The 14,628-nt window shown below is 42.0% G+C and carries 12 protein-coding genes; 8 read left to right on the forward strand and 4 right to left on the reverse strand.

Annotated elements, in window-relative coordinates; translation table 11 throughout:
• Positions 1–106 precede the first annotated feature (106 nt).
• From L634_RS0116725 to L634_RS0116745, 5 genes are all read left to right on the forward strand, one after another.
• Complete coding sequence (locus L634_RS0116725) at positions 107–1,060, forward strand: cation diffusion facilitator family transporter (RefSeq protein ID WP_026583432.1); 954 nt, start codon at positions 107–109, stop codon at positions 1,058–1,060.
• Between the two features lie 323 nt (positions 1,061–1,383).
• Entirely contained in the window at positions 1,384–2,760 is a 1,377-nt protein-coding gene (locus L634_RS0116730; RefSeq protein ID WP_026583433.1) for a sigma-54 interaction domain-containing protein, read from the forward strand.
• A gap of 81 nt (positions 2,761–2,841) precedes the next feature.
• Entirely contained in the window at positions 2,842–4,158 is a 1,317-nt protein-coding gene (locus L634_RS0116735) for an aspartate aminotransferase family protein (RefSeq protein ID WP_026583434.1), read from the forward strand.
• Positions 4,159–4,173: 15 nt separating this feature from the next.
• Entirely contained in the window at positions 4,174–5,541 is a 1,368-nt protein-coding gene (locus L634_RS0116740; protein ID WP_026583435.1) for a YjiH family protein, read from the forward strand.
• 455 nt (positions 5,542–5,996) lie between these two features.
• Complete coding sequence (locus L634_RS0116745) at positions 5,997–7,322, forward strand: polysaccharide biosynthesis protein (RefSeq protein WP_026583436.1); 1,326 nt, start codon at positions 5,997–5,999, stop codon at positions 7,320–7,322.
• Positions 7,323–7,500: 178 nt separating this feature from the next.
• Here L634_RS0116745 and L634_RS0116750 read toward each other — a convergent pair whose 3' ends face one another.
• Both L634_RS0116750 and L634_RS0116755 read right to left on the reverse strand, forming a co-directional pair.
• The gene (locus L634_RS0116750) at positions 7,501–8,175 is read right to left on the reverse strand and encodes a TrkA C-terminal domain-containing protein (RefSeq protein ID WP_026583437.1); all 675 of its coding nucleotides are present in this window, start codon (positions 8,173–8,175) and stop codon (positions 7,501–7,503) included.
• Positions 8,176–8,234: 59 nt separating this feature from the next.
• Positions 8,235–8,498, reverse strand: a complete 264-nt coding sequence (locus L634_RS0116755; RefSeq protein WP_026583438.1) for a hypothetical protein — start codon at positions 8,496–8,498, stop codon at positions 8,235–8,237.
• Positions 8,499–8,817: 319 nt separating this feature from the next.
• On the opposite strand from L634_RS0116755, the gene L634_RS0116760 reads away from it, so the two are divergent.
• Positions 8,818–9,759: a magnesium transporter CorA family protein gene (locus L634_RS0116760; protein WP_051428360.1), complete on the forward strand. Its 942-nt coding sequence runs from the start codon at positions 8,818–8,820 to the stop codon at positions 9,757–9,759.
• A gap of 12 nt (positions 9,760–9,771) precedes the next feature.
• On the opposite strand, the gene L634_RS0116765 is transcribed toward L634_RS0116760, so the two are convergent.
• A complete protein-coding gene (locus L634_RS0116765) occupies positions 9,772–10,728 on the reverse strand; it encodes an SDR family NAD(P)-dependent oxidoreductase (protein ID WP_026583440.1) in 957 nt (318 codons plus the stop codon).
• A gap of 75 nt (positions 10,729–10,803) precedes the next feature.
• Positions 10,804–11,376, reverse strand: a complete 573-nt coding sequence (locus L634_RS0116770) for a TetR/AcrR family transcriptional regulator (protein WP_026583441.1) — start codon at positions 11,374–11,376, stop codon at positions 10,804–10,806.
• 370 nt (positions 11,377–11,746) lie between these two features.
• Here L634_RS0116770 and L634_RS0116775 point away from each other — a divergent pair, with 370 nt between their 5' ends.
• Together L634_RS0116775 and ggt are read left to right on the forward strand one after the other, a co-directional pair.
• On the forward strand, positions 11,747–12,259 hold the full coding sequence (locus L634_RS0116775; RefSeq protein WP_026583442.1) for an acyl-CoA thioesterase: 513 nt from the start codon (positions 11,747–11,749) through the stop codon (positions 12,257–12,259).
• A 341-nt stretch (positions 12,260–12,600) separates the two neighbouring features.
• Complete coding sequence (ggt, locus tag L634_RS0116785) at positions 12,601–14,379, forward strand: gamma-glutamyltransferase (RefSeq protein WP_026583443.1); 1,779 nt, start codon at positions 12,601–12,603, stop codon at positions 14,377–14,379.
• Positions 14,380–14,628: the final 249 nt, after the last annotated feature.

Here is a 14,628-nt window from a genome sequence, read left to right on the forward strand (position 1 = left end):
CGTTAGCTCTTTTTATTTTACTTAAACTTGCCTTGTAAAAAATCATGATTCAGATTCCGCATAGGAGGGTATCAATAAAATAAATAAAGAATATGGCGGTGGTAAAATGTCAGTGATTGCTTTGCTGAAAAAAGGAAATAAGTCCTCTGGAATGGCCGCACTCGGAAACACGGTATTGGCGATTGCCAAAGGAGCGGCAGCTATTGTGAGCGGCAGCGGGACTATGCTCGCTACAACCCTCCACTCTGCTGCTGATGCACTTAACCAGGGGTTTGTCTTTTTTGGTAGCGCGCTTGCGGAAAAGGCTCCAACGAAGAGGTTTCCTACAGGTTTTGGCCGTGTTATAAATCTTTTTGTACTAATAGCGGTTATTGTTATCTCTATCATGGCGTATGAAACCATACATAAGGGCTGGGAGCTGATTCAGCATCCTAAAGCTTCTACGGATCTCTGGCTTAATGTTGGTGTTATGACGCTGGCAGTCCTGATTGATGGGTTCATATTAGCAAAAGCCATGAAGGAAATTGCCCATGAAACCCGTACACCTGTTAAGGGATTGGGGATTGTCCCTAATGCCTTTAAAAAAGTCGGGCTTGCCACACCTCCAACACGACTCGTGTTTTATGAGGATATCATTGCTACCTTTGGAGCACTCCTTGCCCTTATATCCATTCTCATTGCCCACTTTACAGGTCTATATTTTCTGGATGGGGTAGGCACACTTTTGATTGGGATTTTACTGGTTGGAATTGCCATCAAAATAGGGTTTGAGAATACATTGGGCTTAATCGGAGTTGCAGCACCAAAGGATATTGAAGACCGCATTGCAAAAATTATTCTTGATGACCCTGATGTAGTAGATATTAAACAGCTAAGACTGATTCAGGAAGGAAGAAGATACCATGTGGAGGGCTATATTGAACTGGTAGAAGGCCTGACCCTTGCAGTGGCTGATGACATAAAAATTGGCGTAAGGAATAAATTGCTTGATGATCCTGATATTAGTGATGTGACCATTGGAATATTGGAAACAGATCAAATACAGACATGGAAACAATAAAGAAAAAGGAAGCCTGCATGGTAAGGCTTCCTTTTTCTTAGTACTGTGTATGGCTCTTCTTCGTGATTGGAATCCTTTTAAGAAAATGGAACACCAAAGAAGTCTAACCAGATGTTAGTCTTCTTTTTTTTAATACATAATGATGAATTTTTATAAATTTTTTCCGTAATCATCTTCCCATTCCAATGTATTTGCTGTATAGTGTTATTCAAATCTGAATAATTATTTAAATCTGAATTATTCAGTGGTCGTGCATGCTAAGAGTAAGGTATTTCAAGAGAAACAGCATTATTCAAAAATGAATAATTTATTGGAGGTTTCGAATGAATAGCTTGTTTATGGAAGGGAACAGCGAAAAAGAAGTGATTTCTTCATTGGAAGAAGATATTATGGTGACGAATTCGGACGGAATAATTATAAAAGTCAGCAAGGGAAGCGGAAGCCACTACGGAGTTGAACCGGAATCCCTTCTTGGGAAATCCGTATACGAGCTTGAGAGAAAAGGAGTTTTCAAGCCTGCCATTACACCGGAAGTTTTAAAGAAAAAGAAGAAAGTCATATTAGTTCAGAAGGCATCGACTGGAAAAAAGATATTAGTTACAGGCATCCCGGTATTTAATGAAATGGGGAACATCGATCAAATTGTCAGCTACTCCTATGATGTATCAGAGCTCCTTGTCATAAAAGAGTATTTAAATAGCGTGGAAGAGGAAATGGCCAGGGTAAAAAGCGAGCTAGACCTTCTCCGGGAAAAAAGCATCAAAATTGACGGGATGATTGCTGATAGCCAGGAAATGAAAAATATTGCAGAAACGGTTAGAAGAATAAGAGATGTGGATGTCACGGTTTTGCTCTTAGGTGAGTCAGGCGTCGGAAAATCAGCTCTTGCCAAATGGATCCACCACAACAGCATCCGCAAGGACGGACCTTTTATTGAAGTCAATTGCAGCGCTATTCCCGAATCCATTTTTGAAGCCGAGTTTTTTGGCTATGAAGGCGGTGCTTTTACAGGGGCTAAAAATAAAGGAAAGATGGGGTTTGCCGAAATGGCGAAGGGAGGCACCCTTTTCTTGGACGAAATAGGTGAACTGTCCGGACACCTTCAGGCAAAGCTGCTGAAATTTATACAAGATAAAAAGTTTTACAGAGTAGGAGGAACAAAGCCCGTTAATGCTGACTTCCGCTTGCTGGCGGCAACCAATAGAAACCTTGAGAAGGCTGTTGAAGCAAAGGAATTCAGGCAGGACTTGTTCTTTCGCCTTAATGTCGTACCGCTGAAAATTCCGCCGCTAAGGGAAAGAAAGGAAGATTTATTTGCTTTAATCCACTATTTTCTTCATTTGATTTCAAAGCGGCATAACCGGGAGCGCCAGCTGGATAAAGCTTTGGTTGACCATCTTCTCCAGCTTGAATGGAAAGGGAATGTAAGAGAACTTGAGAATTTAATGGAGAGGCTGATTGTTACAAGCAGGAATTCAATCATTACAAAGGATGATCTGCCTTATGAATACCATATGCAGGAGAAAAAAGAGGAATTTATCCATTTAGAAGGATTATCGCTGACTGAAATATTGGGTAATGTGGAAAGAAAAGTTTTAATAAATGCTAAAAAACGCTTTAGGACAACAACTGAAATAGCGAACGCATTGGGCATTAGTCAGCCTTCAGTAGTAAGAAAATTAAAAAAATATGATTGTTAATACATGAATTGGCATGAATATTGCATTAAAGAATAACACAGAGTTCATTTTACATTTATGCACGATTCAGGAGGGAAAAGGATGAACGGAGAAAATTGGAGTCATCTTGTTGGGAACATTTCGAATTTATTGGCGCCAAGCATGGCAAAAGACCACCCGAATTTGCCGGTGGTGAAAGCGGAAGGCTGTTGCTACTACGGTGCAGATGGGGAAGAATATCTGGACTTTACCTCTGGAATTGCCGTAGAAAATGTTGGGCATCGCCATCCGAAAGTTGTACAGGCTATCAAGGACAGTGCCGATCATCTTGTTCACGGTCCATCAGGGGTTATCATTTATGAATCCATTTTGCGGCTCGCTGAAGAACTGGGTAAAATCACCCCGGGAAACCTGGATTGCTTTTTCTTTGCCAACAGCGGTACTGAGGCAATTGAGGGAGCCCTTAAGCTGGCGAAATATGTGACAAAAAGGCCTTATGTTGTATCCTTCACTGGCTGTTTTCACGGCCGCTCAATGGGGGCATTAAGTGTCTCCACTTCAAAGAGTAAATACCGGAAGTACCAGCAGCCTTCGTGGCTGACCTATCAGCTTCCTTATGCAAATTTGAATGAATGTCCCGAGGGGGAAGATCCTGAAGAGTACTTCCCAAGAAAACTGGAGAAGGACGTTGAAACACTTTTCAAGCATCAGGTGGATCCGGATGAGGTGGCCTGCATGATTATTGAACCGGTTCTTGGAGAAGGCGGCTATATTATTCCCCCGAAAAGATGGATGAAGAAAATTAGGGATATTTGCGACCGGCATGGCATTTTGCTGATTTTTGATGAAGTGCAAACTGGTTTTGGCCGCACAGGAGAGTGGTTTGCTGCACAGGCATTTGATGTTGTACCAGATATTATGGCGATCGCGAAAGGGATTGCTGCCGGACTCCCGCTCAGTGCGACAGTAGCCTCTAAGGAACTGATGGAGAAATGGCCTTTGGGCGCCCATGGGACAACTTTTGGCGGAAACCCGATTGCATGCTCCGCAGCACTGGCCTCCCTGGAAATTTTAAGAAATGAAAATCTGCTGGAAAACGCGAAAAAAATGGGTGAGTACGCCTTAAAGAAATTACAAGAGCTGAAAGCCAAGCATCCGTCTATTGGCAGTGTAAGAGGATTAGGATTAATGATTGGCATTGAAATCATCGACCCCCACACTGGAAAACCGGATGGAAATGGGGTTATGGATATTCTAAATTCCTCGCTTAAAAAAGGGGTTCTATTCTACTTATGCGGAAACTCAGGCGAAGTAATTCGAATGATTCCTCCGCTCATCGTAACCAAGGAGCAAATTGATCAAGGTCTAAACGTTTTGGACGAAGCACTGACAGAGCATGAAGCTGTTGTTGCCAAATAAAAAGGGGGATTGGGAATGAAGGCTGAGACAAGAGTAAAACCGCAAGCGGTCACAGGAGAGTATTGGAAGTTTATTATTCCATCTTTGATTGGAACTCTATTATTCTTGGTTCCGGTTAAGTTTCAAGGTGATGTTACGATAGGTGTTGGGATTTTAGCATCCTTACTGAGCAATGCATTCAGCGAGCAAATGCCGGCATTTATTATTTTTATTCTCGGAGTATCAGCTGGCCTTTCAATTATTGCGAGAGTGGCCAAACCAGCATTCATTATGGAAAATAAATTTCTAAAAGGTTTATTTGATACGGGGAAATTTGGTTTAACCATGAGAATTGCCGGCTTTGCAGTCGGTTTAATGACCATTATGGAAGCGGGGCCGGAATTCATCTGGAATAGAAATACAGGAGGTGTAGTCCTTTATGATTTAGCTCCCGTTTTATTAACCTGGTTCTTATTTGCGGGTATTCTTCTGCCGCTATTAGTGGAGTTCGGATTAATGGAGTTTATAGGGGCGCTTGTTCAAAAATTCATGAGGCCGCTTTTTACCTTGCCGGGCCGTTCTTCGATTGACACACTGGCTTCATGGATGGGAGCAGGAACAGTTGGAGTATTAGTGACTACGAAACAATATGATGAAGGCTTTTATACAAAAAGGGAAGCGGCTGTCATTGCAACTACGTTTTCCATTGCCTCCGTTGCTTTCAGCTTGGTTGTAGCAAATGTTGTCGGGCTTGGCCATTTGTTTATCCCTTTTTACTTAACCGTCTCGGCTGCATGTATAGCGGCTGCGTTAATCATGCCGAGAATCCCGCCTTTATCCCGAAAGCCTGACACCTATTATGAACCTGTAGGGAAGAGAATCGATGAAACGATTCCAGAAGGGGTTTCCAATATTAAGTGGGGTTGGCAGCAAGCTATTGAAAAAGCAAAAAATGCTCCAGGACCAAAAAAGCTTTTATCCAACGGAGTGGAAACCGTTTTGGATATTTGGATGGGACTCATTCCGCTGGTGATGAGCTTAGGTGCTGCAGCTTTAATCATTGCGAAATATACACCTGTTTTCCAATTTATTTCATACCCGCTGATTCCAATCCTGGAGTTTATGCAATTGCCGGAGGCAGGTGCAGCAGCCCAAACGATGCTTGTCGGATTCGCGGACATGTTCTTGCCTGCAGTCATTGGCAGCGGAATTGAAAGCGAGTTGACGAGATTCGTAGTAGCAGGGCTATCTTTAACACAGTTAGTTTATATGTCTGAAATTGGCATATTGATCCTTCGCTCTAATATTCCGTTAAGCTTTACTGATTTATTCATTATTTTTATTGAAAGAACGATTATTACGCTGCCGATTATTGTTTTAATTGCACATGTATTTGTCTTTTAGCAAGAAAAGGAGGCCTGCAATAAAGCTGGCCTCCTTTTGTTTTTGGCTCTGTTAAATTTGCCTGTTGATTTCAGCACGAGGCACTCAAGCTTTCAGCGGGCGGGTCCGACGCTCCTCGGTGCAATTCGCACCTGTAGGGTCTCCCTCTGACACGCTTCTCCCGCAGGACTATGAATAAGCATCTCCGAGTTAACACCTTCTCGTAAGGAAATACGAATGCATTTTCGCGGGATCTCGCACCTTCCGCTCCAATCAACAGGGTGCTTTCAATCAACAATTAGCTTTAACACAGCCTTGTTTTTTAAAAGGGTATTAACGACATGGATAAGGAAAAAATTTTATAGATATAAATACCTATACCTCATTTTTTTCCGGAATAGTTTACATGACGAAAAATATTCTGGGGACTTGTCTCATATCTTATATAGAATCTGCAATTTATAAGGAGAGGCGAAATGAGCAAATTTTTTAAAGGCGTTGTTTTGCTTGCGCTTGCCGCATTTGCCAGCGAGTGTATAGAGTTTATAGTAAATATGGTTCTCGCCCGGGAGCTGGGGGAGAGAGGGCTCGGCATGTATATGTCCATTTTGCCGACCATCTTCCTGATTGTTCTTTTAGCAAGCTTTGAGCTCCCCATATCCATATCCAAGTTTATTGCCGAAAAGGATAAAAAGTATCATCTAAGCATGCTTAACCATGTGATCACACTGACGATTCTCTTTACAGCTATTCTTGTGCCGATTGCGGCAGCGATTATTCCATTTATCTCTGTTTTTGATGAGTACCATCCTCTTTTAAGGTGGACGGTTATCGGTTTTATTCCGATTGTATCCTTTTCCTCGATTGCCAGGGGATTTTTTATGGGCAAGCATCAAATGGGGAAAATCGCAGCTTCAAATTTCCTTCGCAAATCTGTACAGCTTTTGCTGCTGGTAGTGCTGTATCAGGCCTTTCAGTTTGATACAGATACAGCTGTCTTTATTGCATTTTGCACATTTATTGGGAGTGAGGCCGTTGTATTCCTTTATTTGCTCCACATGTTTATCATTCAATACCAGCGTGTAAGGAAAGAGCCATCTGAAGTCATCAGCGGAAAAAGTGTACGGCAAAACTTGATATCTGTTTCTGTGCCGACTACCGCTTTAAGGGTTTTTCATGCACTGACTCATGCCATTCAGCCTTTTTTAATAAAAGGTGCACTCCTAAAAGCAGGAGTGCCAGGGGAAATAGCGACAGAACATTTTGGAATGCTGGCAGGTGTTGCCATGACAATCGGTTTCTTTCCATCATTTATTGCCCATTCATTTTTAATCATGCTGATTCCGACTGTTTCTAAGGAATATGCCGATAAAAATCTGGAGGAATTGCGTCGGCTTCTGCAGCAGGTATTCTTTGTCACCTTCTTATACGGTGTCCCGTCTGTAGGGTTCTTCTACTTTTTTGCCAGGCCGCTTACGGACGTATTCTTCCATTCCACTGATGCAGCCATATACTTGCAGATGCTGTGGCCATTTTTTCTGCTCCATTTTTTCATTATTCCGATGCAGGCCTACTTAATTGGCCTGGGCCTTATGAAAGATGCCTTCTTTCATTCAGTCTGGTCAACAGTTGTTTCCTTTGCAGCCATGTTCCTGCTTGGCTCCATGCACAGCTTGCAGATGGACGGGATTATTATGGGGATGAACACAGGAGCAGTCCTCCTGGCTATGATGCATTATGTGACAGTATGCCGGAAAATCGGCCTGACCCTATTCCTATCGCCTGCTAAACAATTTAATTAAAAGGCTCTCTTCTCATAAATTGCTGTTTTACTTCTAAACTCTGCCCGTAGATTTCCGATGCGGGCACTTGCTTTCCGCGGGGAGAAATGGGAGCCTCCTCGGATTAGCTTGCAGCAAACTTCACGAAAACAACCTATTTTTTTATGAAATAAGCATCTGCCCAAGTTCAGCAGATGCTTTATTTTTGCCGATCATCAAATGGGCCAAACTTCTTTTCGATTGCTTTTTCATCCCCATACAAAATGATATGATCTCCTTCTTGTAATTCGGTAACCAGCCTTTCCTTCCTTATTTTTAAGTCGCCTCTTTGGATGTATAAAACAAGGATATCTTCCTCTTCTTCAATTATGTCCCGAAGCTCCTCGCCAATATAATCAGATGAACTATCTATGAAATAATCCAATATATGATCGCCCTTATCTGTCAGCAATGCATCCCGGATCGGCAAATCCCGGAAATCGTAATGTTCTTCCATCTCATGTTCCAATTTGCCTGCAAGATGTTTTTTCACATAGGGTGTCTTTAAAATAAAAATGATCATGATGAGTGCAGCACCCACAACGGAAATATTTTTAGTGTAAAATTCATCAGCCAAAAGATTGCTGATGGCTGAAATAATAACTGCGAGTGAAAACGCCCCAAATAGGATTAAAAATGCACCCAGCTTTCTGCGGATTGGATGATCGATAATCAGCTCCGATTCACCTGTAGTAAAGCCAGTCCCAGTCATCATAGAAATAACCTGAAACCGGGCTATATGCTTATCCAGTCCCGTATAAGTAAAAAGCAGGGTATTTATTTCAATAACAGCGAAGATTATCCCCAAATAAATCAGAATGAAAAGCACACCCATCTTGAATTCCTCCGGCTACTCAAAATTATGCAAAAAACCTAAGGAAGCTTGTCCTTAGGTCATTGCTGAACTGTTTCATTATAGTAATTTACTGAATACAAGGCACCTTCATCCACCATTTTATTGTCTTCTATATTATGGGGATCTGGATTCCCGAGCTTTTCATTTTGAACGGTATCATTTAAAAAACGGCCAGGAATCATGCCTTTCATTTTTACTGCAAGTGATTGAACCTTGTTTCTATTATTCTTGCTTGCCAATAACAAGATACTAGTAATGCCGACTCCGGCTAATAGATATGGATATAACGGACGAGAATTCATAATATGCTCCTCCTTTAAAATTTAGACTGTGTAAAAAGCTTATTGCTGTTGTTAGCATCCTGTTGATTGGAGCGTCGGACCGACCGCTGAACGCTTGAGTACCTCGTGCTGAAATCAACAGGCAAATTTAACAGAGCCAAAATTTAAAAAGTTTGTCTTTCTTGCACTCTATTTACCCGATCTTTTTAACTAAAAACATCTCAGCTTTAAACATTGTTTCCAATTTAAGAAATTATTACTCGTTCTGCGAGGTTTAAATATGCATAAGGAGAGGGAATCATAGAGTTATAAACTACCTCCAGCTGAAAGGGAGATGGAGATGGAGAAAGAATATAGAGAGAATAATTGGAAATGGCATCGTTATGACCATACAGACGAAATTGACAAGTATAGTCATGATGATTATAAAGAAGCACTAATACACTGGGCAAAAAAGACTTCCGACCATAAAACCAATGTAATGGAAATGAACACAACAACCCGGGGAAAAGAGTATATAAGCGGATCCCTTATTTATAAGCAAACCATTGATGATCAAAATGAAAATAAGCTATTTCATTATTTTCTGGCAAGGGATTTTTTAATAACAGTTAATTTTAATCCATCTGCTATTAAGTCGATAGATGAGAAATCTGTTCTGAAAAAAATGGAATATACTCAAAATGCCATTGAAGGTTTTTTTGTGTTATTGGGTGAAGTGTTGAGTGAGAGTATTGCAAAGATAGATAAATTTGAAATCCGATTAAATGATTTATTATGGAAAGTAAAGAAAAGAAACAGCATAGACATCTTAGAAGAAATCTATCAGTTAAGGCATGAACTTCTTGTGTGGAAAAATTTAATTATTCCTGTAAAAGAAATTAAATTGGGAATTGAAGAAGCATTTGGAGAAGATGTAAGCAAAGAAGTTGAATTCAAGCGGACGTGTAAAAGGATCGAAAGAGGCGACACTCTGATCCGTGAATATCAGCAGGAAATTGATACACTTGTCAATTTTGAGGAAATTGTTTCACACCATCGCGGCAATGAAATTGTGAAGACGCTGACTGTCATAACGACACTCTTTACTCCTGTTGCTGCCTGGGGCGCCCTTTGGGGAATGAACTTTAAATATATGCCTGAGCTTGAATGGAAGATTGGTTATCCTTTATCTCTGTTATTAATAGCTGGCACCACAGCTGCTTTATATTTTATGCTTGTTAAAAAGGGATGGATGGGCGATATTTTAAGAGGAAAGAAGAAGAATTCCTTTTTCAAATAAACAAGAGTGCCGTCAGATTGCGGCACTCTTTTCGTGGTTATTCAATAAGTAGTCCAATGTTTCCTTAATTCCGTCTTCATAAGCTGTTTTAGGAATAGGCCCAATGCGTTCTTCATACTTGCTGCCATCGAGAATTACAGGCGTTTCATTTAGATACATCATTTCCGTAAATTCCCTCATAAGCGGATCAAAAATGCCAATGGCACGGATCATCCATCTATGCACAGGTTTAAAAGAGACTTGTTTCTTAAGGTGTTTGGAGGCGATATTGGCAATCTCTTCGCCTGTAATCGTTCCTGCCCCCGGAATATTCCAAACTTCGCCATATGCCTCTTCTTTTGATGCAAGCTCAGCTAATGCCTTGGCTCCATCTTTTATATAAAGAAACTCTCTTGTTATATTGGTTTTCCCAACAAATAAGCCTGTATGTTTTTTGATAATCTGCTCGAAGGTGTAATGTAATAGAGTGTTGCCTGTATGGGGTCCGTAGAAATCAGGGAAGTGGGCAATGATGTAAGGGACGCCTGAGTGTTTAATGCTTTCAATTAACGTTTGGCGAAGCTTGCCTTTTTTTGTGTGCGGATTCCTGGACGATGTTTCTTTTGCAGGCAGGGATTGCAAACCATAGGAATATATATTGTCCACGTAAATAAATGGCTTTTTTTGCTTGCGGCATACATCCAATATATTTTCAAGGATAATGGACAGTGCCGGATCCCAGTTCTGGTAAGGGATATTGATCGCATGAAAAACGGCATCCGCTTCAGAAACCGCTTTTTCAATATCAATTGGATTCATGGCATCGCCTGCAAAAATCTCAGCATATGGGCCCCATTCTTTTTTGAAATTAAACAAATTTTCTTCTGATCTGGCGAAGGCGATTGTCTTTATGTTTTTGCGGCAAAGAGCCTCTGTCAAAGCATACCCCATTCCTCCGGTAGCACCAAGAACTGCAGCTTTTTTTATCATTATTATCATCCCTTTTTATTTATTGACCGCTGTTCAAATATGAATAAAAACGAAAGAAATGATTACATCATTTCTTTAACTGATCGCTTTAATTAAAAAACTTACATGTGAAGAGGCAAGCTCCTTTACTTCTTCAAAACTTGTTTCCGATTTGCAATAATGTGTGACAAAACCGTGCAAACTTAAAAAGATTGACCAGATCTCCTTTATGGAAAGCGGTTTGGGAGAAAGCGAGTTAATTGATTGGGCAAAGTGCAAATAGCTTTTGCTCGGTCCTTCTTGAAGATAGCTTTTCACATCATCATCTTTAATTAAAAACATCAATTCATAATGCTTCTGATGGGTAAGGCCGAACTCGATATAGCGGTAGAGAATGTTATAAAGCTTCTGTTCATTGCTCTCGGCAGGTTCTGCAAGAACGTTCTGAAGCTCGCGATTAAGCTTTTGGAAATCGGCTTCAACCATTTCATAAAATAATTGAGCTTTATTTTTGAAATGATAATAGATGGCTCCATGGCTGCAGTGGAGGATATCCGCAATTTTTCTCATGGATGCTGCTGCGTATCCCTCCTTGACAAACAGGTCACGGGCTACTGTAATGATCGCTTCTTTTGTTAATTCATCGCTGGCTGCTTTTCTAGGGCTCATGGTATCACCTTTCATTATTGAACACTGGTCAATAAGATTATATGCCACATAGGCTTTATTTGACAATCTTTTTTGATAATCTTTCCAAAAAATTTTTAATAGCCCCCAGATTTTGATATGCTTGAATAAAAAGCTGTTAATCCTGCCCGCTGATTCAGAACGGGGCACTCAGTGAATCCGCGGGAAGAATGAGAGCTCCTCGGCTTCGCCTGTGGGGTCTCCCGCTTCCCTCACTTCCCGCAGGACATTGAAAGCAGCCTCGTCGCAAGAAAAATGCGTTTGCATTTTCGCAGGATAAGCCCCTTCAGCTTCAATCAGCAGGGTGCTAAAATCAACATTCCTAAAAATATTTCACCGGGAGGAATACAACATGAACGAGACAAAAACATGCAGAGAATCTTTTACAGTAAAAACCAGCATCGTCCTGCCGCCTGATACGAATACATACGGAACATTATTCGGAGGAAAGCTTATGGCCTATATTGATGATGTGGCTGCCATTGCGGCTATGCGGCATGGCAGAAAAAATGTCGTAACAGCCTCGACGGATTCTGTAGATTTCCTTCATCCCATTTATGAAGGCAACTCGGTTTGTCTTGAAGCATTCGTCACCTATACTGGCAGGACATCAATGGAGATTTTTGTAAAAGTCATTGCAGAAGACTTAATAACCGGTGGCCGAAACGTGTGCGCCATGTCATTTTTGACGATGGTTGCAGTTGATGAGAATGGAAAGCCAACTCCGGTGCCATCAGTTGTACCGGAAACAGACGAAGAAAAAAGCTTATATGAATCGGCGAAGGAGCGGGCTGAAATCAGGAAAAAGCGCCGAAAAGACAGTGAGGCCAGGGTAAAGGACTACGGCACCAACCTGCCTTGGTAAAAGGGGGAGAAGAATGGGCTCAAAATGATGAATCCATTATCCCCAATAAGATCGCATCCAGATTGGAAATCGAAGACAGAGAATCTTTTTTGCTGGGAGGAATTGCGCCTGACGCTGTTTCTCCCAAAGAATAGAACGGGGAATGGCCGAGTTAATGAAGCTTTAATTGTGAAAAAATAACTCAGCATTTTTTCCTAGATTGATAAAATAATTGAAGCTTTTTACATATCAGGGATTAGTAAAATAGATTTAACTTTCAGAATATTAATTCTTTTTCCTTGATTATCCTTTTCCTCCCTTTTAAGTTAGACATGTAGACAACTTACTGAAGGAGGAAAAAGATGAAGAGAATATGGAAAGCTAGTATGGCTGTACTTTTAAGTATTTTACTAGTTGCAGGAACCATGCCTTTAACAGGGCAGGCTAAGAAGCCGAAAAATGATTATGATGGCTACAGCCAGGTTGATGTCGGCAAGGATGGCATGGTGGCTTCAGCCCATCCGCTTGCATCTCAAATTGGGGCAGATGTCCTAAAGAATGGCGGTAACGCTATTGATGCCGCTGTGGCTGTCCAATTTGCCCTTAATGTAGTAGAACCGATGATGTCCGGCATTGGCGGCGGCTTCATGATGGTCTATGACGGAAAGACGAAAGAAACGACCATCATTAACAGCCGTGAACGCGCACCGGCTGGGGCAGCACCTGACATGTTCCTGGATGAAAACGGCAAGCCAATTCCATTCGCCGAACGTTCAACCGGCGGTACAGCAGTAGGCGTGCCTGGCACCTTAAAGGGTTTGGAAACGGCCCTGGAAATGTGGGGCACACGCCCTATGCAGCAGCTGATCGGTCCTGCTATAAAGCTCGCAGATAAAGGCTTCCCAATTGATTCAGTATTGGCAGATGCGATTGCTGATAATCAGGAGAAGCTGAGCAGATCAGCTGCAGGAGAAGTCTTTTTGCCAAATGGCCAGCCTTTGGAAGAAGGGGATCATCTTGTACAGAAAGACCTTGCAAAGACGTTGAAAATGATCCGTTCTGGCGGAGCAGACTCTTTTTATAATGGGGAAATCGCTGAAGCTCTTGCCGGTGTTGTCCAGGAATTCGGCGGATCCATGACTCCTGGAGATCTGGCAGACTATGATGTGACCATTGATGAACCAGTTTGGGGAGACTATCAGGGATATGAAATAGCCAGCATGCCTCCGCCAAGCTCTGGCGGTGTATTTTTACTTCAGATGCTGAAAATTTTGGATGATTTTAATCTATCACAATATGATTTGAAATCCTGGGAAAAATATCACCTGCTTGCAGAGGCTATGCATCTTGCATATGCAGACCGCGCAGCCTATGCAGGTGATCCTGAATTTGTAAATGTACCGGTTGATGGATTGCTTCACCCGGACTATATTAAAGAGCGTCAGGAACTGATCAGCCTCGATGAAGTCAATGGGAATCCTGAAGCAGGTAATCCTTGGAAGTATGAAGACAGCTCAGCCAATTATGAAGCAGCCGCGCAGCCAAACGATCGCGAGTACGGCGAGACAACTCATTTCTCAGTAACGGACAGATGGGGAAATGTGGTTTCTTATACAACCACGATTGAACAGGTATTTGGGACAGGCATAATGGTTCCGGGCTACGGATTTATGCTGAATAATGAATTGACCGACTTTGATGCAGTTCCAGGCGGAGCCAATGAGGTCCAGCCAAACAAACGGCCGCTGAGTTCCATGACACCTACAATTGTTTTTGAAGGTGGAGAGCCTGTATTGACAGTCGGTTCACCGGGCGGCCCTACAATTATCACTTCTGTGCTGCAAACAATCCTATATGCCATTGAGTATGATATGGAATTAAAGGCTGCAGTAGAAGAACCTCGGATCTATACGAATAACTTGAATTCCTACCGTTATGAAGAGGGGATTCCATCCGCGGTCATTACACACCTGAATGAGCTGGGCCACAGGTTCGGTCCAAGTCCGACTACCATCGGAAACGTTCAAAGCATCTTGATAGACCAGGAAAATGGACTCTTCAAGGGTGTTGCAGATTCCAGCCGCAACGGAGCAGCCATAGGTGTTGATCTGAAAGGCATGGGAAAAGATAAAGGGGAATAGGCCTGGACAGCGTCCTGCAGCAGCGGGGCGCTGTTTTTTGTTCAGGACAACGTAAGGAACAATTAATATTTTAAAACAGTCGGTGGAGGAAGTAGCACATAAATTAAGGAAAGTGGTACACGAATTGAAAAAGTCGAACGTAAAACAGGAAAAGTGGCACATATATTGAGGAAGAATTGGTTCCCGTGACGAGGAGCGCCTAGAGTCTGAAGGGAACTAATCGAGAGGAATAGTGCCCGTGACGAGGAG

Origin of the sequence: Bacillus sp. J33, assembly GCF_000518885.1 — a bacterium.
Classification (GTDB): Bacteria; Bacillota; Bacilli; order Bacillales; family Cytobacillaceae; genus Cytobacillus.

Excerpts from the sequence above, each read along its gene's own strand:
- L634_RS0116725 (WP_026583432.1), top strand. The coding sequence starts at position 107 with ATGTCAGTGATTGCTTTGCTGAAAAAAGGAAATAAGTCCTCTGGAATG.
- L634_RS0116730 (WP_026583433.1), top strand. The coding sequence starts at position 1,384 with ATGAATAGCTTGTTTATGGAAGGGAACAGCGAAAAAGAAGTGATTTCT.
- L634_RS0116735 (WP_026583434.1), top strand. The coding sequence starts at position 2,842 with ATGAACGGAGAAAATTGGAGTCATCTTGTTGGGAACATTTCGAATTTA.
- L634_RS0116740 (WP_026583435.1), top strand. The coding sequence starts at position 4,174 with ATGAAGGCTGAGACAAGAGTAAAACCGCAAGCGGTCACAGGAGAGTAT.
- L634_RS0116745 (WP_026583436.1), top strand. The coding sequence starts at position 5,997 with ATGAGCAAATTTTTTAAAGGCGTTGTTTTGCTTGCGCTTGCCGCATTT.
- L634_RS0116750 (WP_026583437.1), bottom strand. The coding sequence starts at position 8,175 with ATGGGTGTGCTTTTCATTCTGATTTATTTGGGGATAATCTTCGCTGTT.
- L634_RS0116755 (WP_026583438.1), bottom strand. The coding sequence starts at position 8,498 with ATGAATTCTCGTCCGTTATATCCATATCTATTAGCCGGAGTCGGCATT.
- L634_RS0116760 (WP_051428360.1), top strand. The coding sequence starts at position 8,818 with ATGGAGAAAGAATATAGAGAGAATAATTGGAAATGGCATCGTTATGAC.
- L634_RS0116765 (WP_026583440.1), bottom strand. The coding sequence starts at position 10,728 with ATGATAAAAAAAGCTGCAGTTCTTGGTGCTACCGGAGGAATGGGGTAT.
- L634_RS0116770 (WP_026583441.1), bottom strand. The coding sequence starts at position 11,376 with ATGAGCCCTAGAAAAGCAGCCAGCGATGAATTAACAAAAGAAGCGATC.
- L634_RS0116775 (WP_026583442.1), top strand. The coding sequence starts at position 11,747 with ATGAACGAGACAAAAACATGCAGAGAATCTTTTACAGTAAAAACCAGC.
- ggt (WP_026583443.1), top strand. The coding sequence starts at position 12,601 with ATGAAGAGAATATGGAAAGCTAGTATGGCTGTACTTTTAAGTATTTTA.